Source organism: Pseudomonas sp. M5A4_2d, from assembly GCF_053345295.1.
In genome coordinates, this window is record NZ_JBKEZW010000002.1 from 732,013 (window position 1) to 757,386 (window position 25,374).

The 25,374-nt window shown below is 59.6% G+C and carries 23 protein-coding genes; 14 read left to right on the forward strand and 9 right to left on the reverse strand.

What is annotated here, in order from left to right; translation table 11 throughout:
- Positions 1–183 precede the first annotated feature (183 nt).
- Entirely contained in the window at positions 184–2,328 is a 2,145-nt protein-coding gene (katE, locus tag ACLBW8_RS10390) for a catalase HPII (RefSeq protein ID WP_257784307.1), read from the forward strand.
- Between the two features lie 95 nt (positions 2,329–2,423).
- Here the strand turns inward: katE and ACLBW8_RS10395 are convergent, their stop codons facing one another.
- From ACLBW8_RS10395 to zur, 4 genes are read right to left on the reverse strand one after another with little or no spacing between them, the layout of a single operon-like run.
- The gene (locus tag ACLBW8_RS10395) at positions 2,424–3,143 is read right to left on the reverse strand and encodes a PA5502 family lipoprotein (protein WP_064450047.1); all 720 of its coding nucleotides are present in this window, start codon (positions 3,141–3,143) and stop codon (positions 2,424–2,426) included.
- 37 nt (positions 3,144–3,180) lie between these two features.
- Complete coding sequence (gene znuB, locus ACLBW8_RS10400) at positions 3,181–3,969, reverse strand: zinc ABC transporter permease subunit ZnuB (protein WP_064450048.1); 789 nt, start codon at positions 3,967–3,969, stop codon at positions 3,181–3,183.
- Positions 3,962–4,747, reverse strand: coding sequence for a zinc ABC transporter ATP-binding protein ZnuC (gene znuC / locus ACLBW8_RS10405; protein ID WP_407017454.1), 786 nt, complete (start codon positions 4,745–4,747; stop codon positions 3,962–3,964). The genes znuB and znuC overlap by 8 nt, the downstream gene beginning before the upstream one ends.
- Entirely contained in the window at positions 4,747–5,229 is a 483-nt protein-coding gene (zur, locus tag ACLBW8_RS10410; RefSeq protein WP_053253668.1) for a zinc uptake transcriptional repressor Zur, read from the reverse strand. The genes znuC and zur overlap by 1 nt, the downstream gene beginning before the upstream one ends.
- 58 nt (positions 5,230–5,287) lie before the next feature.
- Between zur and ACLBW8_RS10415 the strand changes: the two genes are divergently transcribed.
- Positions 5,288–6,217 carry a zinc ABC transporter substrate-binding protein ZnuA gene (locus ACLBW8_RS10415; RefSeq protein WP_064450050.1) on the forward strand — a complete coding sequence of 310 codons (930 nt, stop codon included), beginning with the start codon at positions 5,288–5,290 and terminating at the stop codon, positions 6,215–6,217.
- A 110-nt stretch (positions 6,218–6,327) separates the two neighbouring features.
- Here ACLBW8_RS10415 and ACLBW8_RS10420 read toward each other — a convergent pair whose 3' ends face one another.
- Positions 6,328–7,281 carry a homoserine kinase gene (locus ACLBW8_RS10420; protein ID WP_064450051.1) on the reverse strand — a complete coding sequence of 318 codons (954 nt, stop codon included), beginning with the start codon at positions 7,279–7,281 and terminating at the stop codon, positions 6,328–6,330.
- 56 nt (positions 7,282–7,337) lie between these two features.
- Complete coding sequence (locus ACLBW8_RS10425; RefSeq protein ID WP_053253671.1) at positions 7,338–7,628, reverse strand: DUF2782 domain-containing protein; 291 nt, start codon at positions 7,626–7,628, stop codon at positions 7,338–7,340.
- Positions 7,629–7,702: 74 nt separating this feature from the next.
- Here ACLBW8_RS10425 and polA point away from each other — a divergent pair, with 74 nt between their 5' ends.
- On the forward strand, positions 7,703–10,498 hold the full coding sequence (polA, locus tag ACLBW8_RS10430) for a DNA polymerase I (RefSeq protein WP_064450052.1): 2,796 nt from the start codon (positions 7,703–7,705) through the stop codon (positions 10,496–10,498).
- A 268-nt stretch (positions 10,499–10,766) separates the two neighbouring features.
- Here the strand turns inward: polA and yihA are convergent, their stop codons facing one another.
- Complete coding sequence (yihA, locus tag ACLBW8_RS10435; RefSeq protein ID WP_128591139.1) at positions 10,767–11,408, reverse strand: ribosome biogenesis GTP-binding protein YihA/YsxC; 642 nt, start codon at positions 11,406–11,408, stop codon at positions 10,767–10,769.
- A gap of 192 nt (positions 11,409–11,600) precedes the next feature.
- On the opposite strand from yihA, the gene ACLBW8_RS10440 reads away from it, so the two are divergent.
- The 6 genes from ACLBW8_RS10440 (at position 11,601) to ACLBW8_RS10465 (ending at position 17,168) form a co-directional block, all read left to right on the forward strand.
- Positions 11,601–11,903 carry a c-type cytochrome gene (locus tag ACLBW8_RS10440; protein WP_053253674.1) on the forward strand — a complete coding sequence of 101 codons (303 nt, stop codon included), beginning with the start codon at positions 11,601–11,603 and terminating at the stop codon, positions 11,901–11,903.
- A gap of 33 nt (positions 11,904–11,936) precedes the next feature.
- On the forward strand, positions 11,937–12,542 hold the full coding sequence (locus ACLBW8_RS10445) for a c-type cytochrome (protein WP_064450053.1): 606 nt from the start codon (positions 11,937–11,939) through the stop codon (positions 12,540–12,542).
- Between the two features lie 169 nt (positions 12,543–12,711).
- A complete protein-coding gene (locus ACLBW8_RS10450) occupies positions 12,712–13,347 on the forward strand; it encodes a thiol:disulfide interchange protein DsbA/DsbL (protein ID WP_128591137.1) in 636 nt (211 codons plus the stop codon).
- Positions 13,348–13,357: 10 nt separating this feature from the next.
- Positions 13,358–14,236 (forward strand): endonuclease/exonuclease/phosphatase family protein, encoded by an 879-nt coding sequence (locus ACLBW8_RS10455; protein ID WP_064450055.1) that lies wholly within the window; start codon positions 13,358–13,360, stop codon positions 14,234–14,236.
- Complete coding sequence (locus tag ACLBW8_RS10460) at positions 14,233–16,293, forward strand: GGDEF domain-containing protein (RefSeq protein ID WP_447805304.1); 2,061 nt, start codon at positions 14,233–14,235, stop codon at positions 16,291–16,293. The genes ACLBW8_RS10455 and ACLBW8_RS10460 overlap by 4 nt, the downstream gene beginning before the upstream one ends.
- A 98-nt stretch (positions 16,294–16,391) precedes the next feature.
- On the forward strand, positions 16,392–17,168 hold the full coding sequence (locus ACLBW8_RS10465) for an N-acetylmuramoyl-L-alanine amidase (protein ID WP_128591136.1): 777 nt from the start codon (positions 16,392–16,394) through the stop codon (positions 17,166–17,168).
- A gap of 193 nt (positions 17,169–17,361) precedes the next feature.
- Here the strand turns inward: ACLBW8_RS10465 and ACLBW8_RS10470 are convergent, their stop codons facing one another.
- Entirely contained in the window at positions 17,362–19,149 is a 1,788-nt protein-coding gene (locus ACLBW8_RS10470; RefSeq protein WP_447805305.1) for a KinB sensor domain-containing domain, read from the reverse strand.
- A 10-nt stretch (positions 19,150–19,159) separates the two neighbouring features.
- Complete coding sequence (gene algB / locus ACLBW8_RS10475) at positions 19,160–20,506, reverse strand: sigma-54-dependent response regulator transcription factor AlgB (RefSeq protein WP_053253681.1); 1,347 nt, start codon at positions 20,504–20,506, stop codon at positions 19,160–19,162.
- Positions 20,507–20,896: 390 nt separating this feature from the next.
- On the opposite strand from algB, the gene ACLBW8_RS10480 reads away from it, so the two are divergent.
- The 5 genes from ACLBW8_RS10480 (at position 20,897) to ACLBW8_RS10500 (ending at position 25,285) form a co-directional block, all read left to right on the forward strand.
- Complete coding sequence (locus ACLBW8_RS10480) at positions 20,897–21,184, forward strand: hypothetical protein (protein WP_064450059.1); 288 nt, start codon at positions 20,897–20,899, stop codon at positions 21,182–21,184.
- Between the two features lie 78 nt (positions 21,185–21,262).
- Complete coding sequence (locus ACLBW8_RS10485; protein ID WP_003170804.1) at positions 21,263–21,427, forward strand: DUF1328 domain-containing protein; 165 nt, start codon at positions 21,263–21,265, stop codon at positions 21,425–21,427.
- A gap of 2 nt (positions 21,428–21,429) precedes the next feature.
- The gene (locus tag ACLBW8_RS10490) at positions 21,430–21,897 is read left to right on the forward strand and encodes an inhibitor of vertebrate lysozyme family protein (RefSeq protein ID WP_064450060.1); all 468 of its coding nucleotides are present in this window, start codon (positions 21,430–21,432) and stop codon (positions 21,895–21,897) included.
- A 730-nt stretch (positions 21,898–22,627) separates the two neighbouring features.
- Positions 22,628–23,959, forward strand: coding sequence for a glutamate/aspartate:proton symporter GltP (gltP, locus tag ACLBW8_RS10495; RefSeq protein WP_064450061.1), 1,332 nt, complete (start codon positions 22,628–22,630; stop codon positions 23,957–23,959).
- Positions 23,960–24,055: 96 nt separating this feature from the next.
- Positions 24,056–25,285, forward strand: a complete 1,230-nt coding sequence (locus tag ACLBW8_RS10500) for a nucleoside recognition domain-containing protein (RefSeq protein ID WP_064450062.1) — start codon at positions 24,056–24,058, stop codon at positions 25,283–25,285.
- The last annotated feature ends 89 nt before the right edge of the window (positions 25,286–25,374 follow it).

A 25,374-nucleotide genomic window follows, 5' to 3' on the forward strand; every position in this document is an offset into this window, starting at 1 on the left:
TTAGCATTTATTTCGCATTCAACCAGCGATTTGGCAATAACGCGATCAAAGGTCATAAAAAAGGAACGGTGCAAAACCGCGTCAGTCACTACTTAAGCAACTCGATTTCCCAGGTGCCGTGCCTGGGGTTTTTGCTCAAACGAGCCGGGGACCGCTCTGGCCAATTTGAATAAGGAGTTTTGTCTGATGAGTACCAAGAAGCCAGCTACCCCGCCGAAGAGTGAGCTCGCGGGCACCGATACCCTGGACCGTGGCAACACCAACGCCAAGTTGCAGGCCCTGGAGGAATTCCGCTCAGATGCAACCGGCCAGGCGCTGCGCACCAACCAAGGCGTCAAGATTTCCGATAACCAGAACACCCTGAAAGTCGGCGCCCGTGGCCCTTCGCTGCTGGAAGACTTCATCATGCGTGAAAAAATCACGCACTTTGACCATGAGCGAATCCCGGAGCGCATCGTGCATGCCCGTGGCACGGGGGCCCATGGTTATTTCCAGACTTACGAGAACCATTCGGCGCTGACCAAGGCCGGTTTCCTACGCGACCCTGGCCATAAAACCCCGGTATTTGCGCGATTTTCCACCGTGCAGGGCCCGCGTGGTTCCGGCGATACGGTGCGTGACGTGCGCGGCTTTGCCGTGAAGTTCTTCACTGACGAAGGCAACTTCGATCTGGTGGGTAACAACATGCCGGTATTTTTTATTCAGGACGCGATCAAGTTCCCCGACTTTGTGCACGCGGTGAAGCCTGAGCCGCACAACGAGATTCCTACCGGTGGCTCGGCTCACGATACGTTCTGGGATTTTGTCTCGCTGCAGCCGGAGTCGGCGCACATGGTGATATGGGCCATGTCTGACCGTGCCATTCCAAAAAGCCTGCGCAGCATGCAGGGCTTTGGTGTGCACACGTTCCGCCTGGTGAATGCCGAGGGTAAATCCAACTTCGTCAAATTCCACTGGCGCCCTACGGCAGGCACCTGCTCGCTGGTGTGGGACGAGGCGCAAAAGCTGGCCGGTAAAGATACCGACTACCACCGCCGCGATTTGTGGGAGTCGATTGAAAGTGGCGATTACCCTGAGTGGGAGCTGGGCGTACAGGTGATTCCTGAAGACAAGGAGCACTCGTTCGACTTCGATATCCTCGACCCGACCAAGCTGATCCCCGAAGAGCTGGTACCGATCACGCCGCTGGGCAAGATGGTGCTGAACCGCAACCCGGATAACTTCTTTGCTGAAGTCGAGCAGGTCGCGTTCTGCCCAGGCCATATCGTGCCGGGTATCGACTTTTCCAACGACCCGCTGCTGCAAGGTCGCCTGTTTTCCTACACGGATACGCAGATCAGCCGTCTCGGTGGCCCGAACTTTCACCAACTGCCGATCAACCAGCCGGTGACACCGCTGCATAACAACCAGCGCGATGCCATGCACCGCAGCACCATCGACAAGGGGCGCGCGTCCTACGAGCCGAATTCGATTGATGGCGGCTGGCCGAAAGAAACCCCGCCGGCGGCACAGGACGGTGGGTTCGAGTCTTACCCAGAGCGCATCGATGCTCACAAGATCCGTGAGCGCAGCGAGTCGTTCAGCGATCACTTCTCCCAGGCGCGCCTGTTCTTCCGCAGCATGAGCAAGCACGAGCAAGAGCACATTATTGCGGCTTACAGCTTTGAGCTGGGCAAGGTCGAGCGTGAGTTTATTCGTGCCCGTCAGGTCAACGAGATCCTGGCCAATATCGACCTGGAACTGGCCAAGCGTGTGGCACACAACCTGGGCCTGCCTGCGCCGACCAAAGGCACGGTGCCTGAGCGCAAAACCAAGCCGGAGCGTTCACCTGCACTGAGCCAGGCCAACTTGCTGCCCGGCGATATCAAGACCCGCAAGGTGGCGATTCTGGCGGCGAATGGCGTGGAGGGGGCTGCGATTGATGCACTCAAGAAGGCGCTAGAAGCGCAAGGCGCGCACGCCAAACTGTTGGGGCCTACCTCGGCACCCGTGAAGACGGCCGATGGCAAGAGCTTGCCGGTGGATGCGTCGATGGAAGGCATGCCGTCCATCGCGTTTGATGCGGTGTTCGTACCCGGCGGTAAAGAGTCGATCAAGGCGTTGAGCGGTGATGGCGTGGCGTTGCACTTCCTGCTGGAGGCGTACAAGCATCTGAAGGCGATTGCGGTGGCCAGTGATGCGAAGCCATTGCTGGATCTGCTGAAGCTTGAGGTGGATGCGGGGCTGATTGTTGGCGAGGATGCCAAGGCGTTCAAGGCGTTTTTTGCCGCGATCGGCCAGCACCGGGTTTGGGATCGTGAGCCTAAGGCTAAGGCGATTCCGGCTTAAGCTTTTGGTTGTTTGTTAGACCTCTATCGGGAGCAAGCCCCCTCCCACATTTGGAATGCATTTCAAATGTGGGAGGGGGCTTGCTCCCGATAGCTTTATTGCGCCTTGCGCGGTATCAGCACAATCTGCGCCGGAATACGTTTCAAGATCTGCCGGTGAATCTTCAGGTCATACCCCGAATCAATTCGCTTCACCCGTTTGGTCAGCAACGTGGCCAGCCATGGGTAATCCTGCGTGCGCGGCGCCTGGATGCTCACGTCGCACTGGTAATTCACCACGTCGGTGGCGATCGCATCCAGCTGATGGCGAAGTTCTTCGATGTCAGTGAGGTTCAGCGCCACGGTGGTGCTTTCAGCGGCAGGGTCGATGACTTTGGCAGCCGGCTTTGCTTCGGCCGCTTTCAAGGCGGCTTCGGCTTTATCCAGCTCGGCCTTGCGGGCATGGCTGATGGCGCTGTTTACGCCACCGGTCAGCGCCGGGGCCTTGGGCATCAGCGCGCGGGCGCGGCTGAGGGCGGTGGCGGCGGCGTTGACGTCACCTTTTTGCAGCACGATCTGGCTGCGCTGCAGGTAGGCTTCGGCCAGTTGGCGCTGGTAAGGCTCCAGGGCCGGGTCGTTAGGCGATTGGGCCTGCAAGGCGGCAAGCTCGTCTTCGGCGGTAGCCAGCTCGCTGCTGGCCAGGTTTTGCTCCAGCTGCGCGATCGCCGCAGCGCGGGTGTCCGGTACCTCGGTGGCAGCGGGCGGTGTGCTTTGACAGGCGCCCAGCAGCAGGGAAAATGCGGCAAGGAGCAGATAACGGAAGTTGAACGGCTTCATTCCTGCGACTCTCTATTTGCGCAAAAAGCGAGCAAGTCTACACCCCTCGACGGGGCAGGACAAAACTCAGCAGAAACAGGGCGGCCGCCGCTACTACAATCGACGGCCCGGCCGGCGTGTCCTTGAACCAGGACAGCGCCAGGCCCCCGCACACTGCAAGCATCCCCAGCAGGCTGGCGCCGATCGCCATCTGCTCGGGTGAGCGAGCGTGGCGCTGGGCAGCGGCCGCGGGAATGATCAGCAGCGACGTGATCAACAATACGCCGACAATCTTCATCGCGACAGCAATCACCACTGCGATCAATAGCATCAGGGTCATGCGCAGGGCCGGTACGGGCAAACCTTCCACCGTGGCCAGCTCTTCATGCACGGTGATCGCCAGCAATGGGCGCCACAGCGCTACCAGCAAAACCAGCACGGCGGCGCTGCCGCCGAGGATCCAGGCAAGGTCGGTCGGGCTGATCGCCAGCAGGTCGCCGAACAGGTAGGCCATCAGGTCGATGCGCACTTCATGCATGAAGCTCAGCACCACCAGGCCCAGGGACAAGGTGCTCGGCGCCAGGATGCCGAGCAGGGTGTCGGACGCCAGCGGCTGGCGCTGTTGCAAGGTCACCAGCAGCACCGCCAGCAGCAGGCAGCCGACGGTCACGGCGATGGTCGGGCTCACATCCAGCAAGAAGCCCATGGCCACGCCCAGCAGCGCGGCGTGCGACAACGTGTCGCCAAAATAGGCCATGCGCCGCCAAACCACGAACGAGCCCAATGGGCCCGCCACCAGTGCCAAAGCCAAGCCTGCCAGCAGGGCGTAGAGCAGAAAATCAGCCATGCTTGCAGCTATCTCCATGAACGTGGGTGTGGGGCGTAGCGGGATCGTCGACAACGGCGCCATGCAGATCGTGGGCGTGGTCGTGATGGTGGTGATAGATCGCCAGGCTTTGGGCGTTTTTGCCGAACAACTCGACGAACGCCGGATCGCCGCTGACCTGTTCCGGGTGGCCGGAGCAGCAGACGTGGCGGTTGAGGCACACCACTTGGTCGGTGGTGCTCATGACCAGGTGCAGGTCGTGGGAGACCATCAACACGCCGCAGCCATGACGGTCGCGCAGGCGGGTGATCAGGCTGTACAGCTCGGCCTGGCCGGCGACGTCAACGCCTTGCACGGGCTCATCGAGCACCAGCAATTCTGGTTCGCGCAACAAGGCGCGGGCCAGCAAGACGCGCTGCATTTCGCCGCCCGAGATACTTTGCACCGGGCTGTCGATGACTTGTTCGGCGCCGACTTCCTTGAGCGCAGCCTGCGCGCGGGTGCGGTCTACGCCCGGCACCAGGCGCAAGAAGCGCAGCACGGACAATGGCAGCGTCGGGTCGACGTGCAGTTTTTGCGGCATGTAGCCGACGCGTAGCTTGGGCTTGCGCCACACGCTGCCGGTGTCGGGCTTGAGCAGGCCGAGCACGGCGCGAACCAGCGTGGTCTTGCCGGCGCCGTTGGGGCCGATCAGGGTGACGATCTGCCCCGGTTCGACGCTCAGTGCGATGTTATCGAGCACGGCTTGACCGGCGAACGTGACCCCGACCTGTTCCAGGCGGATTAACGCGTTGCTCATCAAGCCCCCTGGCAGCCCGAGCACAGCCCGACCACTTCGACCGTTTGCCCTTCGACCTTGAAGCCGACCTCGGCGGAGCTCTTGATGATGGCGTCGCTGATGCTTTTTTGTTCAAGCTCGATGGCAGCGTGGCACTCGCGGCAGATCAGGAACTGGCCCTGATGCGCGTGTTCCGGGTGGTTGCAGCCAACAAAGGCGTTGAGTGAGGCGATGCGGTGCACCAGGCCGTTTTCCAGCAGGAAATCCAGCGCACGGTACACCGTAGGCGGCGCAGCGCGGCGGCCGTCCTGCTCGCTGAGCACGCCAAGAATGTCGTAGGCGCCCAGCGGCTTGTGGCTCTGCCACACCAGCTCCAGCACGCGACGACGCAGCGCAGTCAGCCGCAGGCCTTGGCGTGCGCACAGGGTATCGGCCTCCGACAACGCGGTATGCACGCAGTGAGAGTGGTCGTGGGGACGGCTGGCAAGCGGTGTAATAGGCATGAGCGGCGACAGACATTTGATAGAGACGTTATTATGTTACCCGTTCCTACGCCATTGAGTGGTCATCGTGTCCCGACTTTTTCCTGTTTTTGTCGTATTTGTCACCAGTTTGCTCATCGCCGGGGCTGCTCAAGCCGAGGTCAAGGTGCTGACCAGCATCAAGCCGTTGCAGTTGATCGCCGCGGCTGTGCAGGACGGCGTGGCCATTCCGGAGGTGTTATTGCCGCCCGGCGCTTCGCCGCACAACTATGCCTTGCGCCCATCCGACGTACGGCGTGTGCAGTCGGTGGACCTGTTGTATTGGATCGGCCCGGACATGGAGAGCTTCCTGCCGCGCGTGCTCAAGGGGCGTAGCCTGCCGACCGTGGCGGTGCAGGACCTTGCGGGCATGAAACTGCGTCGTTTCGCCGAAGATAGCCACTCGCATGCAGAGGATGCCGACGAGCATGATCACGATCACCGCCCAGGCAGCCTGGACGCGCATTTGTGGTTGTCGACCGTAAACGCTCGCGTCATCGCGGCGCGCATGGCGGCTGACCTCAGCACCGCCGACCCGGACAATGCCGCGCGCTATCAGAGCAACGTGAAGGCGTTCGATGAGCGTCTGGATGCGTTGGATGCGCGCTTGAAAGCTCGTTTGGCGAGTGTGGGTGACAAGCCTTACTTCGTCTTCCACGAGGCCTTTGATTACTTCGAAGACGCTTACGGGCTCAAGCACACCGGCGTGTTCAGCGTTGCCGCCGAAGTACAGCCAGGCGCCCAGCATGTGGCGGCGATGCGTACGCGATTGCAGGAAGTCGGCAAGACCTGCGTGTTCAGCGAGCCGCCGCTGCGCCCGCGCCTGGCCGAGACGCTGGTCGCCGGTTTGCCGGTGAAATTGGCGGAGCTGGATGCGTTGGGCGGTTACACGCCAGCTACAGCGCAGGGTTACGAGCAGGTGCTGGAGAAGTTGGGGAATGATTTGGCTGGGTGCCTGGAATCGTTATAACAACCAATACAGAACTACTGTGGGAGCGGGCTTGCCCGCGATGGCGATGTGTCAGTCGACACCGCTATCGCAGGCAAGCCCGCTCCCACATTTTTTGACCGAGCAGGTCTTTAGAGTGCGAACGGCAAGTGCACGCTGACCTTTTGACGCTGTGCCAGCCGATGCTCGAACTCTGCAGGGTCATGAATCAACACGTCCTGCCCGGCAAATGATTCAGCGGCGATCAGGCGTGACAGCCAGAAACGCACACACGCTACCCGCAACATCGTCGGCCACAATTGCGCTTCCTTGGCCGTGAAGGGACGCAGCCCTGCGTAGGCACCCAGCAGCGCGCGGGCGCGTTGGCCATCAATCACGCCATCGGCGTCCGAGCACCAGTCGTTCAGCGCGATCGCCACGTCGTACAGCATCGGGCCCGAGCAGGCGTTGTAGAAGTCGATCAACCCGGTCAGGTGCGTGCCTTCGAACATCGCGTTGTCGCGGAACAGGTCGGCGTGAACGTTGGCGCGGGGCAGGGCGAGGATCTGGGCCTTGTGAGCGTCTATTTCGGTCAGTGCATCTTGCAGCAGGCGCTGCTGGGCGTCGTTCAGGTGCGAAATCAGCTGCGCCCCTTCAGTCAGCATCCAATCCAGCCCGCGATCCGTCTTGCGCTCCAGCACCTTTTCGCCTTGAGTCGCCAGGTGAAGGTGGCCGAGCAGGTCGCCGACCTGGGCGCAATGCTGCGCATTGGCGTCCTTGATGTGCTTGCCGGCCAGGCGCGGTTGTAACAGCGCTGGTTTACCGGCAAGTTCGCGCAGGGCCACGCCATCGATGGTCCGCAGGGCGTAAGGCACCGGCAGATCGGCGTCGTGGAGCACGTCGAGCAGTTCGATGAAGAACGGCATTTCTGCGACGGGGCCGCGTTCAACCAGGGTCAGGACGAATTCGCCCTGTTCCAGGCTGATGAAGAAGTTGGTGTTTTCGCTACCGGCGGCAATCCCCTGGAAATCAAGCAGGCGGCCGAGCCCGTAAGGGGCGAGAAAGGTTTCCAGCTCGGGCCGAGCCAGGGGGGTAAACACAGACATGGTTAAAACTGCCAGTACGGGCGCCGCAGTGCGCGGCGCCAATTTAAGTTAAGAAATCATTTCCATTCGAAGATCTTCCATGACGGGATCAGCATATCCGGCTGGTCAGAACGGATGAAGTTCGCATCGGTTCCGTCCGCGCGCACCAGGAAATACGGCGGAAAGCCTTTCTGGGTCACCTTGATCGCGTACAGGAAGCCATTTTGGCGGTATTCCTGAATGGTCTTGTCGCCTTCCGTGCGAATGGTGACTTCCGGGTCGCCCGAAGGCGCACTGTCTGCCGCCATGGCCACCATCGGAGTGAGTGCAATCAAGCCGGTCAACAACAGGCGATTTACTGTACGCATGATAACCTTGTCCCTTTGTCGTCATTGGTCCGGCTATTCTAGCGCCTGACCCGCCGAAAAGGTTGATCCTGCTCATGAGCCAAGCCCCCCTCGTCCTGGTGGACGGTTCTTCTTACCTGTACCGCGCCTTTCACGCGCTGCCACCGCTGACTACCTCCAAAGGCCTGCCGACCGGTGCGGTCAAGGGCGTGTTGAACATGCTCAAAAGCCTGCGCAAGCAGTACCCGGACAGCCCGTTCGCGGTCGTGTTCGACGCCAAGGGTGGGACCTTTCGCGATGACATGTACGCTGAATACAAGGCTAATCGCCCGAGCATGCCTGATGACATGCGCCTGCAGATCGAGCCCCTGCACCAAAGCGTGATCGCGCTGGGCTTCCCGCTGCTGTGCGTTGAAGGCGTCGAGGCCGATGACGTGATCGGCACACTGGCCCGCAGCAGCGCGGCGGCCGACCGCCCGGTGGTGATTTCCACCGGCGACAAGGACATGGCACAACTGGTCGACGGGCACATTACCTTGGTCAACACCATGACCGGTAGCGCGATGGACATCGAGGGCGTGAAGGAGAAATTCGGTGTCGCTCCCGAGCAGATCATCGATTACCTGGCGTTGATGGGCGATTCCTCCGACAACATCCCGGGCGTTCCGGGCATTGGTCCGAAGACCGCTTCCGGTCTGTTAGTGGGCGTGAATGGCGGCCTCAAAGAGCTTTATGAGCAGTTGGATATTGTGCCGACCCTGCCGATTCGGGGCGCCAAGAACCTGCCGGCCAAGCTGGAAGAACATCGGGAAATGGCGTTCCTGTCCTATCAACTGGCGACGATCAAGATCGACGTGCCGCTGGATGTGGGCCTGGATGATCTGCACCTGATCGAGCCGGATCGCGACAAGCTGCTGGAGCTGTACACGCTGCTGGAGTTCAAGAGCTGGTTTGATGAGATTCAGCGCGACGCCAAGCGCGTTGAATTGAAGGCTTCGGCCCAGGCTGCGCCGACTGCTGAAGCTGTCGTTGAGGAGGTTGCGTCGGCCCCTGTGGAGACGGCGTACACCACCATCCTCGACCAAGCGACATTCGACCGTTGGCTGAAGAAGCTCAATGACGCGACGTTGTTCGCGTTTGACACGGAAACCACCGGGATTGACGCCCAACAGGCGCAGCTGGTCGGGGTTTCCTTTGCCGTGCAGCCTCACGAAGCGGCCTACATACCGCTGACCCACTCTTACGAGGGTGCGCCGCAGCAGTTGGACCGTGACACCGTGTTGCTGGCCCTCAAGCCATTGCTGGAAGACCCGACCAAGCTCAAGGTTGGCCAGCACGCCAAGTTCGACATGAACATCCTGGCCAACTGCGCCATCGGTGGTGACTTTGAACGGGGCATTACCGTGCGCGGTATCGCCTTCGACACCATGCTTGAATCCTACGTGCTGAATTCCACTGCGACTCGGCATGATATGGACAGCCTGGCGAAGAAGTACCTGGACTACGACACCGTCAGCTTCCAGGACATCGCCGGCAAAGGCGCCAAGCAGCTGACGTTCGACCAGATCCCGCTTGAGCAAGCTGGCCCTTACGCCGCCGAAGATGCCGACGTGACGCTGCGTCTGCATCAGGCACTGCACGCACAACTCGCGGCCATCCCGAGCCTGGCCAGTGTGCTCACGGATATCGAAATACCCTTGGTGCCGGTGCTGGCACGTATCGAGCGCCAGGGTGCGTTGGTGGATAAGGAGCTGCTGGGCATCCAGAGCATCGAGTTGGGCAACAAGATGGTTGAGCTGGAGCGCCAGGCGTTCGAGATCGCGGGCGAAGAGTTCAACCTGGGCTCACCCAAGCAGCTTGGGGCGATTCTCTACGAGAAACTTGGCCTGCCGGTGCTGAAAAAGACCGGCAAGGGGCAGGCGTCCACGGCGGAAGAAGTGCTGGCCAAGTTGGCCGAAGATGACTTCCTGTTGCCCAAGGTGCTGATGCAGTACCGCAGCATGAGCAAACTGAAAAGCACCTACACCGACCGCCTGCCGGAGCAGATCAACCCGCGCACCGGGCGCATTCACACGTCTTATCATCAGGCTGTGGCGGCTACCGGGCGCTTGTCGTCCAGCGACCCGAACCTGCAGAACATCCCTGTGCGCACCGCCGAAGGGCGGCGGATCCGCCAGGCGTTTGTCGCGCCCAAGGGCTACAAGCTGCTGGCGGCGGACTATTCGCAGATCGAACTGCGGATCATGGCGCATTTGTCCAAGGACGAGGGCTTGATGAATGCGTTTCGCAACGACCTGGACGTGCACACCGCTACGGCGGCTGAGGTGTTCAAGGTTGAATTGTCTGAGGTCACGTCCAATCAACGTCGCAGTGCCAAGGCGATTAACTTTGGCCTGATCTACGGCATGGGCGCGCAGAAGTTGGGCAAGGATATTGGCGTCGATACCAAGACTGCCAAGGCGTACATCGATGTGTACTTCGCGCGCTACCCAGGTGTTCGCGAGTACATGGAGCGCACGCGTGCGCAGGCTGCTGATCAAGGCTATGTAGAAACCTTCTTCGGGCGTCGGCTGTATTTGCCGGATATCAATTCCAATAAGCCTCAGGAACGAGCGGCTGCCGAGCGCACGGCAATCAACGCGCCGATGCAAGGCACGGCGGCGGACATCATCAAAAAAGCCATGGTGCTGGTGGATAACTGGCTGACGGAATCGGGCCTGGATGCCAAGGTCATCCTGCAAGTGCACGATGAACTGGTGCTTGAGGTGCGTGAGGACCTAGTGGCGCAAGTCAGCGAGAAGATCCGCGAGCACATGAGCGCGGCGGCGCAGTTGGACGTGCCACTGGTGGTGGATGTGGGCGTGGGCGATAACTGGGACGAGGCGCACTGATTTCGCGGCTCTGCCACTTTCGAGGGGGTGGCAGAGCGCTTTAGATCAGAAATCGGCGACAGCTATTTCCAATAGTTTTTTGAACCTGCCGGAACTTAACCCGTGAATTGCTACTCAGAGTTACTGAATGGGTGGTGAAGCCCTTCAATGCTCCTATGTTGTGTTAAGTGTTGGCAGATATCTGGACCCCGCCCTAGCGGTCCGGAACTTGGACCCCGAACTTCCCCTCCCCATACGAAGTCCGGGGTTTTTTTTGCCCGCAGAAAAGTTATTCCGCGATTTCCGCGCCCTTGTCGGCCAATTCCATCCAGCCGGCCAGCACGGTGTAGGCGTCTTCCAGGCCCATCCGCTTAGGCGCAGAGAACAACTGGATGGTGATCGCATCACCCCAACCTTTGCGGATGTCGGATTGCACTTTGAGCAGGGTGTTCTTGGCGGCGCCGTAGGTCAGCTTGTCGGCCTTGGTCAGCAGGATATGCATCGGCATGCCGCTGGCGACAGCCCAATCGAGCATCAGCAGGTCGAAGTCGGTCATTGGATGACGGATGTCCATCATCAGAATCAAACCCTTCAAACTCTCCCGACCACCCAGGTAAGCCTCCAGGTGACGCTGCCAGTGCAGCTTCAACGGGATAGGTACTTTTGCATAACCGTAGCCCGGCAGGTCGACCAGACGCCGATCATCGTCTAGCTTGAAGAAGTTGAGAAGTTGCGTGCGGCCTGGGGTTTTCGAGGTGCGCGCCAGGCTGGCGTGAGTCAGGGTGTTCAGCGCGCTGGATTTGCCAGCGTTGGAACGACCGGCAAAGGCGACTTCAAAGCCTTCGTCATCGGGGCATTGGTCAACTTTGGCGGCGCTGAGCATGAATGTGGACTGTTGGCACAGACCGAGGATGGGATTCTTGAGTTGCATGAGATTTCCGATGTGGGCGGTGCCGAAAAAGGGTGCGGCAAGCGGTGTCGTTTCCGTTTCAGTAGCGCCAGTATATAATGCCGCAGATTTTGTGTGTGCTTTGTCCCAGCGAAGGATGAAGTTCACGGGAGCGAAAGACCTTCATTGCGCATTAGAACGCAAAACGCTCTCAAACCCTGAAAAGGTCGATGTATGACCCGATGGTTGCTCGCTTTTGGTGTCCTGGTGCCGCTTTACGGCGCTCAGGCTACACAGGATCCGGAGGCGGTGTACAACCGAGTTTGCGTGGCTTGCCATGCCGGCCAACTGCCCAACGCCCCCAAACGGGGTGACCAGGTAGCTTGGGCGCCTAGACTGGCGCAGGGTATGGACACGCTGGTGCAGCACGTGACCCAGGGTTTCAAGGCAATGCCGCCGCGTGGTTTGTGCATGGACTGCAGTACTGAGGATTACCAGGCCATCATTGAGTTGATGGTGAGTAAACCCGGTAGATAACTCTTAAACCCTTAGCCGTAGTTGGATTAGCTGATGAACAAACTGATCGTGAGTCTGCTGTTGACCTTGGGCATCACCGGTGTTGCCCATGCTGCAGGCGACGCTACAGCGGGCCAGGCGAAAGCCGCCGTGTGTGGTGCTTGCCACGGACCGGATGGCAACAGCCCGGCGCCGAACTTCCCTAAACTGGCAGGCCAGGGTGAACGTTACCTGACCAAGCAGATGCACGACATCAAGGACGGCAAGCGCACGGTGCTCGAAATGACCGGCTTGCTGACTAATCTCAGCGATCAGGACCTGGCAGACATCGCGGCGTATTTTGCCAGTCAGCACGGCAGTGTGGGAGCTGCCGATCCAAAACTGGTGGCTCACGGCGAAGAACTGTTCCGTGGTGGCAACCTGGAAAAAGGCATGCCTTCCTGCCTCGGCTGCCATTCGCCTAATGGCGCCGGCCTTGCCGCTGCAGGTTTTCCGCACCTGAGCGGCCAGCATGCCCAGTACATCACCAAGCAACTGACGGACTTCCGTGAGGGTAATCGCACCAACGACGGCGATACCAAAATCATGCAAAGCATTGCCGGCAAGTTGAGTAACAAGGATATCGAAGCAGTTTCCCAGTACATCCAGGGCCTGCACTGATCCAGGCAGTACGTTAACGCTCGATTAATCTATCGATGCAAGCATAAAAAGGGTGGCTTAGGCCGCCCTTTTTTGTGGCCGGTGCCGTTACACTAACGAACTCATGCCCGCGTAGACCTGTCACAACTAAAGGTCGCGCGAGGCGACTTTATTTGTACAGGAGTAAAGCATGCGTAATCTGATCCTCAGCGCCGCTCTCGTCACTGCCAGCCTTTTCGGCATGACCGCCCAAGCTGCCGACGTGCCGCTTGAAGCCGGTAAAACCTATGTAGAACTGGCCAACCCGGTCCCCGTTTCGGAGCCTGGCAAGATCGAAGTGGTGGAGCTGTTCTGGTATGGCTGCCCGCATTGCTACGCCTTTGAGCCGACCATCAACCCTTGGGCTGAAAAACTCCCGGCCGACGTGAACTTCAAGCGCATCCCAGCGCTGTTCGGTGGCCCATGGGATGCCCATGGTCAGCTCTTCATCACCCTGGACACCATGGGCGTTGAGCAAAAGGTTCATAACGCCGTGTTCAATGCTATCCAGAAGGAAGGCAAGCGTCTGACCAAACCGGAAGACATGGCTGATTTCGTTGCTACCCAAGGGGTCGACAAAGCCAAGTTCCTCGAGACCTTCAACTCGTTCGCCGTCAAAGGCAAAATGGCTCAATACAAAGAGTTGGCCCAGAAGTATGGCGTGCAAGGCGTACCGACCATGATCGTCAACGGTAAATACCGTTTCGACCTGGGCACGACCGGTGGTCCTGAACAGACCCTCAATGTTGCCGACCAGCTGATCGCCAAAGAGCGCGCAGCCAAGTAAGGGGCCCACCATGCGCCGCTGGGGTACTGAACGTGTCGTTGGCCTGCATGATGCGCAGGTCAACGAACATCACCTGGAGTCCACAGGCCTGCCGGCAGACAGCCGCTTGCGCCTGCTCAGCTTCAATATCCAGGTGGGCATCAGCACCGAGAAGTACCGGCACTACCTCACCCGGGGCTGGCAGCACCTGCTGCCGCATAACGGGCGTGCGGTTAACCTGCAAAAGATCGGCAACCTGCTGAACGACTTCGACTTGGTCGCCCTGCAGGAAGCTGACGGCGGCAGCATGCGCTCTGGCTACATCAACCAAGTGGAACACTTGGCTCAGCTTGGCGCGTTCCCCTACTGGTACCAGCAACTCAACCGCAATCTGGGGCGCCTGGCGCAGCACAGCAATGGCGTGCTGAGTCGCCTGAAACCGACCGCTATCGAAGATCACCCATTACCAGGCCCCAAGGGCCGTGGGGCGATCCTCGTGCGATTCGGCGAAGGCCCGGAAGCCTTGGTGGTGGTAATGATGCACCTGGCGCTCGGGGGGCGTGCGCGCAACCTGCAGCTTGCCTACGTGCGTGAAATGATTGGCAACTATAAGCATCAGGTACTGATGGGTGACATGAATACCCATGCCAATGACCTGTTGCAGAATTCTCCGTTGCGTGACCTCGGGTTACTGGCGCCGCAAGTCGAAGCCACGTTTCCCAGTTGGCGCCCGCAGCGCTGCCTGGACCATATCCTGCTTAGCCCGACCCTTACGCTTGAAAGCGTGCAGGTGCTGGCGCAGCCCATCTCCGATCACCTGCCGGTCGCGGTAGAGATTCGTCTGCCGGGTTCGCTCACGGCTGATGCATTACCCGCGTTGAGCCCCAGCCCTCGCGGACCCCTTGCATGAGCGACGACGCCCAGCGCTGGAAAGAGAAATACCTGAAAGGCGTCGAGCAGCAAGACAAGCTCGAACGTCGCTGGGCCGCCCGCCTTGACCTGCTGCGGCGTGGGCTGGTGCGCAGCACGCTGGCGGCTGAAGGGACCGACCGCGCGGTTGATCAATGCATGAAAGAGATGCGCGACGTCGTGCGTACGGACGACATGGACGCCGCTCTCGCCGCCTTGTTGCCACGCCTGGAAAAAGCCGTGCTCGACTCGGAGCAGCGCCGCGAAACCCGGGTCGACCAGATCAGCACCGCGCTCACCGCCCTGATCGTGCAGTTACAGAAGTTGCCACTGCCGCGTGAGGTGGCCCGCCCGCTGAAAACCTTCGCCAAGCAGCTGGAAGGCCGGGTCGGGCAGGCGCGTGAGATCCCGCTGTTGCTCAGTGAGCTGAGCAGCCTGCAAGAGCAGGCGCTGAATAACCTGGAGCCGGACGGCGAAACCACGCGCACTGGGCCGGGCCTGCTGCAACGTCTATTTGGCGCGAAGGATGTTTCGAATGAAGTGCCGGTGGCCCAAGCTACGCCACTGCCTACACCGGAGCTGGCTGCGCCAAAACCCGCCCCCGTCCCCGCCGCGCCCAAACCTGAGCCTCAGGAACCTGCGCAATCCGAAGAACTGACACACGCCTTGCGCGCCTTCGCGCCGTTGCCGCAGACCCCGGTCGCGACGCAGCCTGAACCGATCAAGCCTGTCAAAGCCGCAGAGGTTGCCGCCGAAACGTTTGTCTTTGAGGCCCCGGCGCCAGCGGAACCCACCCTTCTGCCTGCCGCAGCACCTGAACCCGAAGCAGAGGAAGTCGTTCCCGAGAGCGCACTCGCCGCGTTTATCGAGGTCCCGCAGGTTCTGGTCGATACCCCGGACGAAACCTCCATCGGCAGCCTGTCGCTACCTCCGGTGCAGGAAAGCCCGGAGCCTGACCCGGATACGCTGCAATCGGACGGCGTTTACGCGCTGCCCGATTCGCCCGAGCCGTCCTATAGCTCAGTCGCCAGTCATATCGAAGGCACCTTGCTCGGCTTGCTGGATGATCTGTCACTGCCCGAGCGCCACCGGCCCCAAGCCGAAGCCATGCGCGAACGCCTGGCTCACGGCTTGAACTGGTACGAGTTGCTGCCGATCCTTGATGACCTGGCGGTTCTGATGCTGGCGATCACCGACAGCGGCCAGCATGAGTTCGAAGCCTACCTCAAGCAGCTCAACGAGCGCCTCGAGGCATTCCAGGGTCATCTGCAGGTGGCCAGTGATGGCCACGCGGACAGCCGCTCGGCCGCGCGGGAACTGGATACGCAGATCCGTGAGCAGGTCGACGGCCTGCAAAGCAGCGTGCAGGACGCGGCCGACCTGGACAGCCTCAAGCAAGTGCTGGAAAGCCATCTTGAAGGCTTGCTCGGCACTATGGACGAACACCAGCAGCAGCGTGACCAGCGCGAGCAGGAGGTCGCGGCGCGGCTGAAGGGCTTGGCTGAGCGGGTTGCAAACATGGAACAGGAGGCCCAGGGCTATCGCGAGCATTTGGAGGTACAACGCCAGAAGGCCTTGATCGATCCGCTCACCGGCCTGCCCAATCGTGCTGCATGGAGTGAGCGCCTGGACCATGAAGTGAATACCTGGCACCAGCGCGGCAATAGCCTGTCACTGGCCATGCTGGATCTGGACCACTTCAAGCGTATCAACGACGGCTACGGTCACCTGGCGGGTGACAAGGTGCTGAAAATCATCGCCAATGTGTTGCGCAAAAACCTGCGCCCCAACGACTTTATCGCGCGCTTCGGCGGTGAGGAGTTTGTGTTGCTGATGCCTGACTCCGCCTTGGAGGATGCCTTGGCCGTGGGCGAAGGGCTGCGCGCAGCGATTGAAGCGTGCCCGTTCCACTTCAAGGGCGAGCCGGTGACGATCACCATGTCGATGGGCCTGGCGCAGTTTCAGCCAGGTGAGCGCAGTGACTTGGCGCTCAAGCGCGCCGATGAGGCGCTTTATCGGGCCAAGGCTGCCGGACGTAACCGGGTACAGGCGGCGTAAAAAATGTTCCATTTTGTTTAAAAGCCCGGATTTGGCCGCCGCGCCTTAAACGGTACGTTACACTGTTGCATTATCGTCTTCAGTGTAATGCCTTTGCCATGAAATCCTTGTACGTCGCTTTTGTGTTTCTCCTCCTCGCCGGCTGCGCCAGCGGCCCGCGCCTGGACACCAACCACCCTTCGATGAACCACGATAACCGCGTGCAGTTCGTCATTGTTCACTACACGGCCACCAACCTTGAACGCTCCCTGGCGCTGTTGACGCACGGCCAGGTCAGCAGCCATTACCTGATTGGCGACGACGCCTCAGGCACCATCTTCAAGCTGGTGGATGAGAGCCAGCGCGCCTGGCACGCTGGGGAAAGCGAGTGGGCGGGGCGCACTTGGCTCAACTCCAGCTCCATTGGCATCGAGATCGTCAACCCAGGGTATCGCGACACGCCGACGGGTCGCGTGTGGTATCCGTACTCCGAAGCGCAGGTGCAGTCGCTGGTGGTGTTGCTCAAGGACATCAGCAAGCGCAATGGCATCAACCCCAGGAATATCATCGGCCACAGCGACATCGCGCCGCTGCGCAAGCTCGACCCGGGCCCGCTGTTCCCGTGGAAGCGTCTAGCCGCTGAAGGTTTGGGGATGTGGCCGGACGCGCAGGCAGTCGCCCGATTCCAGCAGCAGTACGCCGCTGCACTGCCGAGTATTACCTGGTTCCAGGAAGAGCTGGCACGACTCGGCTACCAAACGCCGCAGACGGGTGAGCTGGATGTAGCCACGCGGCATGTGATCGCGGCCTTCCAGATGCACTTCCGTCCATCACTGTTCGATGGTACGCCGGATGCCGAAAGCGCCGCGATCCTGCGTGCGTTGAACCGCAGCTAAGCGTGTAAATCGATTCCAACGTGGGCGCGGGACGGGTTTGCTTGCAGAAGCGGAATGTCAGGCGGCAGTAATGTTGGCTTTGAAATCGCCTTCGCGAGCACGCCCGCTCCCACATTTTTCACATGTGCGTCGAAGGTTTGATTGTGGTCTTTCAGGTCCTTGTCGCTGTGACAAGGCAACCCGAGCAGCCAGATTACAGCGGCAGCGCCATGTAGAACTGTGTGCCTTGCCCCGGCCGCGAATACACGCCCATACGGCCGCCGTGCAATTGCACGATCTCTTTGCAGAGTGCCAATCCCAGGCCGGCGCCGCCTTTCTTGCGGCCCACCTGGACGAAGGGCTCGAAGATCCGCCCTTGTTGGCCGTAAGCAATACCCTCGCCGTTATCTTCGACGCTGATAATCACTCGTTCGCCATGACGGCGCGCCTGCAGACGAATCTGGCCACCCTCTGCGGTGTGCCGCAAGGCGTTGCCTAAAAGGTTATCGAGCACTCGCTCCAACTGAGCCTGGTCGGCATACAGCCTGGGCAATTCTGCTTGGGCCTCCACCAATAACTCGATGTTCTGTGCATTCGCTGGCTCAGTGAATCGAGCCCGTGCGTGCTCCAGCAGGTCGGTGACATCACATGGCCCGAGCGTGAGCTTTTGCAGGCCGTTCTGGTAGCGTGAAAAGTTGAGCAGGTCATTGATAAGCTGCATCAGGCGCTGCATCTCTTCATTGACCGTATCCAGCAGGTCCGCTTCACGAGACTCCGCAGGGAACTTTGCCCGTTCGCGGAACAGCCCGAAGGCCATGTGCATGCCGGTCACCGGTGTGCGCAACTCGTGGGAGGCGCGCAACACGAATTCGCTGCGCACCCGTTCGAAGGCGCGCTGTTCAGTGACGTCATGCAGCACCATCACCGCGCCAAGAATGTGGCCTTGGGTATGGCTGACGGGTGTCAGGCTGTAGGTCAGCAGGCGTAATTCGCCTTCGACTTCCACTTCCAGGTCTTCCGGCGCCCGCTCCAGGTTGCCGCCACGCAGGACCAACTGAAGTTGTTCATCCATTTCCGGGCGGCCCAGTGCTTCGCCCAGCCCCTGGCCTAAGCGCGCCTCGTCCCAGCCCAATTGGCGCTGCGCCACGGGGTTGAGGTGTTCCAGGCAGCCTTGGCGGTCGATCATCAGTAGGCCATCGTCGATGCTGTCGAGCACCGCTTGCAGGCGCTGCTGGCCGGCCAGCAATTCGTCGACATTGGTCGCCTGATGCTGGCGCAGCGCCTCGGCCATGATGCCAAAGCGGCGCGTCAGTTGGTTCATTTCCGCTGCAGACGAGATGGGCAGCGTCACTTCGAAATCGCCTTGCCCGATCTTGTCAGCGGCTTTGGCCAAGGCTTCGATCGGCCCGCCAAACCGCCGTGCGATGCCGTGGGCAGTGACAAAGCCGATGATCAATACCGCGAGGCCAACCAACCCCAAAAGGCCGGCGATCAGCAATGCACGGTCTCGCGATTTGTGTTCGCTGGTGTTGATATTCTCCAACGCTTGTTTGTGTTCGGCGATCAGGCCGTTGCGCAATACATTGAAGGTTTCGGTCAGTTTTTGGTTTTTATTGTTTGCCAGCGAGCTTTGGTGGGCCTCATCGAACGCCTTGAGGAAGTTCAGGTAGTCGACGCGTGCCTGGCTGAACCCGCTGGGTCTGCCGTCTTGCTGTTCGTGGGCGACACCTTGATCCAGCAGGGCGAAATATTGCTGTTTCGAGGTTTGCAGGGCGGCGGGGTCCGGTTGATCCTCCAGCATCAGGATCAACTGGTCGCCCAAGCTCTGGCGCAGCTTGAGGCCCAGGTCCAGAGTAATGAAATTGCTGCGAATCAACGACTCCTGGCTCTTGGCCATTTGCATGACGCTGACCAGTCCCAGTACCAGTCCCAGCAGGGCGACGGTGATCAGCGCTGAGATGCTCAGGAATAGCCGAGTGCGCAGTTTCATCGCAAGCTTCATAAGGTACAGCTCATAAATTGTACTGTTTACGTTTGCGATAAAGGGTCGACGCGTCGATACCGAGGGTGCGGGCCGCTTGATCCAAGGTGTCGCTGGTGGCGAGTACTGCACCGATATGCGCTTTCTCCAGCTCATCCAGGCTTAGCGCGGCGCCGATACGCGGGGCATTGTTGGTCGGTTGTTCGGCCATCCCAAGGTGGCTGATTTCAACCTTTTCCTGTGGGCAGATAATGCTGGCGCGTTCCACCACGTTACGCAGTTCGCGAATATTGCCTGGCCATCGGTAGTTGAGCAGGGCTTCACGCGCGCTGTCGCTGAAACCGCGTGCCGGTCGGGCGTATTCCTTGACGAAGCGTGCCAGGAAGCGGTCGGCAAGGGTCAGGATGTCCTCACTGCGTTCACGCAGCGGCGGCAGGTGCAAAGTGATGACATTGAGGCGGTAGAGCAAGTCTTCCCGGAAGCGGCCGTCGCGCACCATGTCTTCCAGGTTCAGGTTGGTGGCCGCCAGGATGCGCACATCAGCGCGCCGGGTGACCGGGTCGCCTACGCGCTCATATTCCTTGTCCTGGATAAAACGCAGCAATTTTGGCTGCAAGGTGAGCGGGAAGTCGCCGATTTCGTCGAGAAACAGCGTGCCACCGTCGGCCTGGTTGACTCGGCCCAACGTGCTCTCACTGGCACCGGTAAACGCGCCGCGGCTGTGGCCGAACAACTCGCTTTCCATCAATTCCGCCGTCAATGACGGGCAGTTGATAGTAACGCAGGATTTTTTCGAACGTTTGCTCCAGCCATGAATGGCCCGCGCCAACTCACCCTTACCGGTGCCGGACTCGCCCAGAATCAGGATATTGGCGTCCGTGCCCGCCACTTGGCGTGCGGTTTCCAGTACCACCATCATCGCCGGGCTGTGGGAGTCGAGCCCGTCCTTGGGCTGGCGTACTTCGCCTTCCAGTGCTTCCAGGCGTGCGGACAGTTGGCGCACTTCCAGCTGCTTGGCGGTGGCCAGCCGCAATTGGTCAGGGCTGCACGGTTTGACCAAGTAGTCAGCGGCGCCGGCCTGGATCGCATCGACTGCGGTGTCTACGGCGGAATGCGCGGTGACAATCACCACGCGCATCCACGGCGCCTGGATACGCATCTGGGCCAATACATCCAGGCCGTTATCTTCACCCAGACGCAAATCCAGGAAGCACAGGTCAAACACCTGGCGTTGCATCAGGGCATCGGCTTGGGCGGCGCTGTTGGCAGTCGCTACGTTGTAGCCTTCATCTTCCAGGCAGTAACGGAAGGTGCGAAGGATCGCGGATTCGTCATCCACTAAAAGAATGCGGCCTTGAAGTTCCTTGGCTGATTCCATCTGTCCCGCGCTCCTTAACTATGAATGATGCTGTTTAGTCCCGGAATAATCGGGCAAGTTGCATGGTTTATTCTGATTGATAAACGGCGTCTTCGCGCAGGTATCTTCACGCTCTCCTACAAACACGCCGATTGATAGCGTTTTCATGCCTTCTTGCCACTTCGGCAACTCCCCAACTGCTTTCGATCCGTTGATCCGACCATTGGCGGTCGTGCATTTCGCACGGCCTGGACAGAGGCATCGTGCAGGATGCTGGCTTCCATAACCTTGATGCATTCATAACTTGTTGATTTTATTGAGTATTATTTTGTAAAAAATCTGGCATGCACCCTGCAATACCTCTGCTGACAGCGTCATGAACGAATAATCAGAATGCGGGAGAAATGCAGCATGACTCGCCAAAGCCTCAGCAGCCAATTGCGTGTATCGCCAGTGCGCTTGCAGCAAGGTCTGTTCGCCAGCCTGGCCTTGATGGTCACGTTGATCGCCGGCCAGCAGCTGCAGCATTGGCAGCAGAGTCAGCAACAAACCCCGCAATTTGAACGTCCGCTCATGACTCAAACCCATTTCCGTTCCGTTGGCAGCGCTACCGCCGACGTAACCGCCCCGCAATTGAGAGTGGCTGACCAGGATTCCACCCTGGGTGAATTGCCAGCTCAAGAACGTTGGGTGTTCTAGGCAACACAAGGTCGCTTGAGTTGAGCGGCTGCACGGCACTACCGCTGTTACCCCTATAAAAGCGTAAGGAGAATCACCATGTTGAGTTGGGCAATCACATTTCTGATCATCGCCATTGTGGCTGCAGTCCTGGGCTTCGGTGGCATCGCGGGCACTGCCACGGGTATCGCAAAAATTCTGTTTGTGGTCTTCCTGGTGATGTTCATCGCTTCGTTCTTCTTTGGTCGTCGCGGCCGAGGCTGAAAATGACCACTCTGTCTCTCAAAGCTATAGCTGCCGCCCTGCTCTTGGGCGGCAGCGGTCTGGTAATGGCCGCCAATGACGGTCAGACCCGGGCCAACGAATTGCTGAGCGCCGATCCACAGTTTCGTGAGACCTGGCAAGGCGTTGTGAAGAAAGAAGAGCGTCTGCCGGAATGGGTAATGAACCTCTCCGGTACGGCCGAACAAATGAATGCTGTGGAAGAAGATGGCGACAAGTACCTGGTCGGGCCGCTCTGCGAGACAGCAGACACGTGCCTGAACAAGCGCTTGGTCGTTGCGTTCAGCTACAACAAGAAACATGCCTACGCCATGTTGGTACAGGTCCCGGCAGGTCTGCCGGCAGACAAGTCACCGACACGACACGCCGACTACCGTTTCCTCGGTAAGCCGAATGAAGGCATGCAGAAGCTGCTGATGGAGCAGCTTAAGAAAGATCCGAATTGGTACTAGGTTCCGTCTGACGCATCTGTCGTCTGCGGAGCTGGCGTCCATGGAAAGAAGCCACTTTGTTTCTTTCCTCTTGTATCGCTCGCCAAGGGCGATGCATGACCAGGGGGCCGGGTTGCTCTGATCAATCGAGATCGGCGTGACCTACGGGTACAGGGAGTGCCTGCGCAAGGGCCGGGTCAGGTGAAAAGCTGCGACGCAAGTTCACAAGTCCTCAAGCTTGCTGAACTTGCGGCGGGCTTATGACTCTCATTACCCATCTTCTATGTCGTCCATAGCCGCTATTTTCTTTTCTGCCTCCTCCCAACCATTACTTGGTGTGTCGGAGCGACCTTCTATCTAGAAAATTTTGCTCACGCTATAGGACTTCTCCGACGCCAAGCTCATCAAATCCCAGGCATTTTTGCCAGTGACTTGAAGTCGTCCAACATCTCTGAGCGAGCCTGTATTGGCCGGTCCACGGCATATTCACCTGCTTAAATGGCGTATTTGAACTGACCGTTCGGACAGTTATTTTCAAAAAAAGCCATGCCGATTCGGCATAGGGTAGGCGTTTACGGCATTAGACGTCGCTCCCTTGCATGGGAATAGTTGCGCCTTTTTTCGCCTGCCAGTAAGCCATTTCGGCCACGCTGCGGTGACCTTCTACGGAGGCAGATGCACACACTTTTTCGCTTCCGAGCGTTCCAGATGGCGCATTTGCCTTAAGTCCACTTGAAGTAAGGGTAATGACATGAAGAAGGCAAAGCTAAGCCTCGCCTGGCAGATCCTCATCGGTTTGGTGTTGGGGATCGCAATCGGTGCAGTGCTCAACCATTTCAGTGCTGAAAAAGCCTGGTGGATCAGCAATGTGTTGCAGCCAGCGGGCGATATCTTTATTCGTCTGATCAAGATGATCGTGATCCCGATTGTGATTTCCTCGCTGATCGTGGGCATCGCCGGTGTGGGGGACGCGAAGAAGCTCGGCCGAATCGGTGTCAAAACCATCCTTTACTTCGAAGTGGTCACCACCATCGCCATTGTGGTCGGCCTGCTGCTTGCCAACCTGTTCCACCCGGGCGCCGGCATCGACATGAGTACCCTGGGTACCGTCGACATCTCCAAATACACCGCCACCGCCGCCGAAGTGCAGCATGAGCATGCGTTCATCGAGACGATCCTCAACCTGATCCCGTCGAACATTTTTGCGGCGGTCGCCCGCGGCGACATGTTGCCGATCATCTTCTTCTCGGTGCTGTTCGGCCTGGGGTTGTCGAGCCTCAAGCCTGAGCTGCGCGAGCCGCTGGTGACCATGTTCCAGGGCGTGTCGGAGAGCATGTTCAAAGTCACCCACATGATCATGAAGTACGCCCCGATCGGTGTATTTGCCCTGATCGCGGTGACCGTTGCCAATTTCGGCTTCGCCTCTTTGCTGCCGCTGGCCAAGCTGGTGATCCTGGTTTACGTGGCCATCCTGTTCTTCGCCTTTGCGGTACTGGGCTCGATCGCACGCCTGTTTGGCTTCTCGATCATCAAGCTGATGCGCATCTTCAAAGACGAATTGGTACTGGCCTATTCCACTGCCAGCTCCGAAACCGTGCTGCCTCGCGTGATCGAGAAGATGGAGGCGTACGGTGCGCCAAAGGCCATCTGCAGCTTCGTGGTGCCGACCGGCTACTCGTTTAACCTCGACGGTTCGACCCTGTACCAGAGCATCGCCGCCATCTTTATCGCCCAGCTGTATGGCATCGACCTGTCGATCGGCCAGCAACTGATGCTGGTGCTGACCCTGATGGTCACCTCCAAAGGTATCGCCGGCGTGCCGGGCGTATCCTTCGTGGTACTGCTGGCCACATTGGGCAGCGTGGGCATTCCGCTGGAAGGCTTGGCGTTCATCGCCGGTGTCGACCGTGTGATGGACATGGCGCGTACCGCACTGAACGTGATCGGTAATGCCTTGGCCGTACTGGTCATCTCCCGTTGGGAAGGCATGTACGATGACGCCAAGGGCGAGCGCTACTGGAACTCCCTGCCACACTGGCGCAGCAAAGAAGCGCTGCCGGCCGGCGAGGCCAGCCGCGGCTGATGCGCGAGTGATTTGAAACAAACCCCGGGAAATCCGGGGTTTGTCGTTTCTGTCAGCCCCGTTATCATTCGCTCCATCTTTCGGGGGATTCAACTGATGCTCAATGGCCTGTGGCTTGGCTTCTTTGTCGTGGCAATGGTGTCAGCACTGGTGCAGTGGCTGGTTGGCGGTAATGCCGGGATTTTTGCGGCGATGGTCGAAAGCATTTTCGCCATGGCCAAATTGTCGGTGGAAGTGATGGTGCTGCTGTTCGGCACCCTGACCTTATGGTTGGGCTTTTTGCGTATCGCCGAAAAGGCCGGGATCGTCGATTGGCTGGCCAGGGCCCTCGGGCCGCTGTTTCGCCGCCTGATGCCTGAGGTGCCCGCTGGCCACCCGGCTATCGGCTTGATCACCCTCAACTTCGCCGCCAACGGTCTGGGCCTGGACAACGCCGCTACGCCTATCGGCCTGAAAGCCATGAAGGCGTTGCAGGAACTCAACCCGATCCCGAACGTTGCGAGCAACGCGCAGATTCTGTTCCTGGTGCTTAACGCCTCCTCGCTGACGCTGTTGCCGGTGACGATCTTCATGTACCGCGCCCAGCAAGGTGCCGCGGACCCGACGTTAGTGTTCCTGCCGATCCTGTTGGCGACCAGTGCCTCGACCTTGGTCGGCCTGCTTTCGGTGGCGGTGATGCAACGCCTGCGCCTGTGGGACCCGGTGGTGCTGGCCTACCTGATTCCCGGCGCACTGGTGCTGGGCGGCTTTATGGCGCTGCTGGCGACCCTGTCCGCCACGGCCCTGGCCGGCCTTTCTTCGATACTCGGTAACCTCACGCTGTTTGGGTTGATCATGCTGTTCCTGGTGATCGGCGCACTGCGCAAGGTGAAGGTCTACGAGGCCTTTGTCGAAGGCGCCAAAGAGGGCTTCGACGTTGCCAAGAACCTGCTGCCGTACCTGGTGGCGATGCTGTGTGCCGTGGGTGTGTTGCGCGCCTCAGGGGCGTTGGATTTCGGCCTGGAGGGGATTCGCCATGTGGTGGCCTGGAGTGGGATGGACACGCGCTTTGTCGACGCGCTGCCGACTGCGATGGTCAAGCCGTTTTCCGGCAGTGCCGCACGGGCGCTGTTGATCGAGACCATGCAAACCAAGGGCGTGGACAGCTTCCCGGCGTTGGTGGCGGCGACGATTCAAGGCAGTACGGAAACCACCTTTTATGTGTTGGCAGTGTACTTCGGTTCGGTGGGGATACAGCGGGCGCGGCATGCGGTGGGGTGTGCGTTGCTGGCTGAGTTTGCTGGCGTCGTGGCGGCGATTTCGGTGTGCTACTGGTTCTTTGGTTAAGGCTTAGATTGCTATCGCAGGCAAGCCAGCTCCCACCTGTTTGAATGTATTTACACATCAAAATGTGGGAGCTGGCTTGCCTGCGATGA

Bases quoted from the DNA above. Each gene is read 5' to 3' on its own strand.
- ACLBW8_RS10395 (WP_064450047.1), bottom strand. From the start codon at position 3,143: ATGAAGCCGTTCAACTTCCGTTATCTGCTCCTTGCCGCATTTTCCCTG.
- znuB (WP_064450048.1), bottom strand. From the start codon at position 3,969: ATGGCTGATTTTCTGCTCTACGCCCTGCTGGCAGGCTTGGCTTTGGCA.
- znuC (WP_407017454.1), bottom strand. From the start codon at position 4,747: ATGAGCAACGCGTTAATCCGCCTGGAACAGGTCGGGGTCACGTTCGCC.
- zur (WP_053253668.1), bottom strand. From the start codon at position 5,229: ATGCCTATTACACCGCTTGCCAGCCGTCCCCACGACCACTCTCACTGC.
- ACLBW8_RS10420 (WP_064450051.1), bottom strand. From the start codon at position 7,281: ATGTCTGTGTTTACCCCCCTGGCTCGGCCCGAGCTGGAAACCTTTCTC.
- ACLBW8_RS10425 (WP_053253671.1), bottom strand. From the start codon at position 7,628: ATGCGTACAGTAAATCGCCTGTTGTTGACCGGCTTGATTGCACTCACT.
- polA (WP_064450052.1), top strand. From the start codon at position 7,703: ATGAGCCAAGCCCCCCTCGTCCTGGTGGACGGTTCTTCTTACCTGTAC.
- yihA (WP_128591139.1), bottom strand. From the start codon at position 11,408: ATGCAACTCAAGAATCCCATCCTCGGTCTGTGCCAACAGTCCACATTC.
- ACLBW8_RS10440 (WP_053253674.1), top strand. From the start codon at position 11,601: ATGACCCGATGGTTGCTCGCTTTTGGTGTCCTGGTGCCGCTTTACGGC.
- ACLBW8_RS10445 (WP_064450053.1), top strand. From the start codon at position 11,937: ATGAACAAACTGATCGTGAGTCTGCTGTTGACCTTGGGCATCACCGGT.
- ACLBW8_RS10450 (WP_128591137.1), top strand. From the start codon at position 12,712: ATGCGTAATCTGATCCTCAGCGCCGCTCTCGTCACTGCCAGCCTTTTC.
- ACLBW8_RS10455 (WP_064450055.1), top strand. From the start codon at position 13,358: ATGCGCCGCTGGGGTACTGAACGTGTCGTTGGCCTGCATGATGCGCAG.
- ACLBW8_RS10460 (WP_447805304.1), top strand. From the start codon at position 14,233: ATGAGCGACGACGCCCAGCGCTGGAAAGAGAAATACCTGAAAGGCGTC.
- ACLBW8_RS10465 (WP_128591136.1), top strand. From the start codon at position 16,392: ATGAAATCCTTGTACGTCGCTTTTGTGTTTCTCCTCCTCGCCGGCTGC.
- ACLBW8_RS10470 (WP_447805305.1), bottom strand. From the start codon at position 19,149: ATGAAGCTTGCGATGAAACTGCGCACTCGGCTATTCCTGAGCATCTCA.
- algB (WP_053253681.1), bottom strand. From the start codon at position 20,506: ATGGAATCAGCCAAGGAACTTCAAGGCCGCATTCTTTTAGTGGATGAC.
- ACLBW8_RS10480 (WP_064450059.1), top strand. From the start codon at position 20,897: ATGACTCGCCAAAGCCTCAGCAGCCAATTGCGTGTATCGCCAGTGCGC.
- ACLBW8_RS10485 (WP_003170804.1), top strand. From the start codon at position 21,263: ATGTTGAGTTGGGCAATCACATTTCTGATCATCGCCATTGTGGCTGCA.
- ACLBW8_RS10490 (WP_064450060.1), top strand. From the start codon at position 21,430: ATGACCACTCTGTCTCTCAAAGCTATAGCTGCCGCCCTGCTCTTGGGC.
- gltP (WP_064450061.1), top strand. From the start codon at position 22,628: ATGAAGAAGGCAAAGCTAAGCCTCGCCTGGCAGATCCTCATCGGTTTG.
- ACLBW8_RS10500 (WP_064450062.1), top strand. From the start codon at position 24,056: ATGCTCAATGGCCTGTGGCTTGGCTTCTTTGTCGTGGCAATGGTGTCA.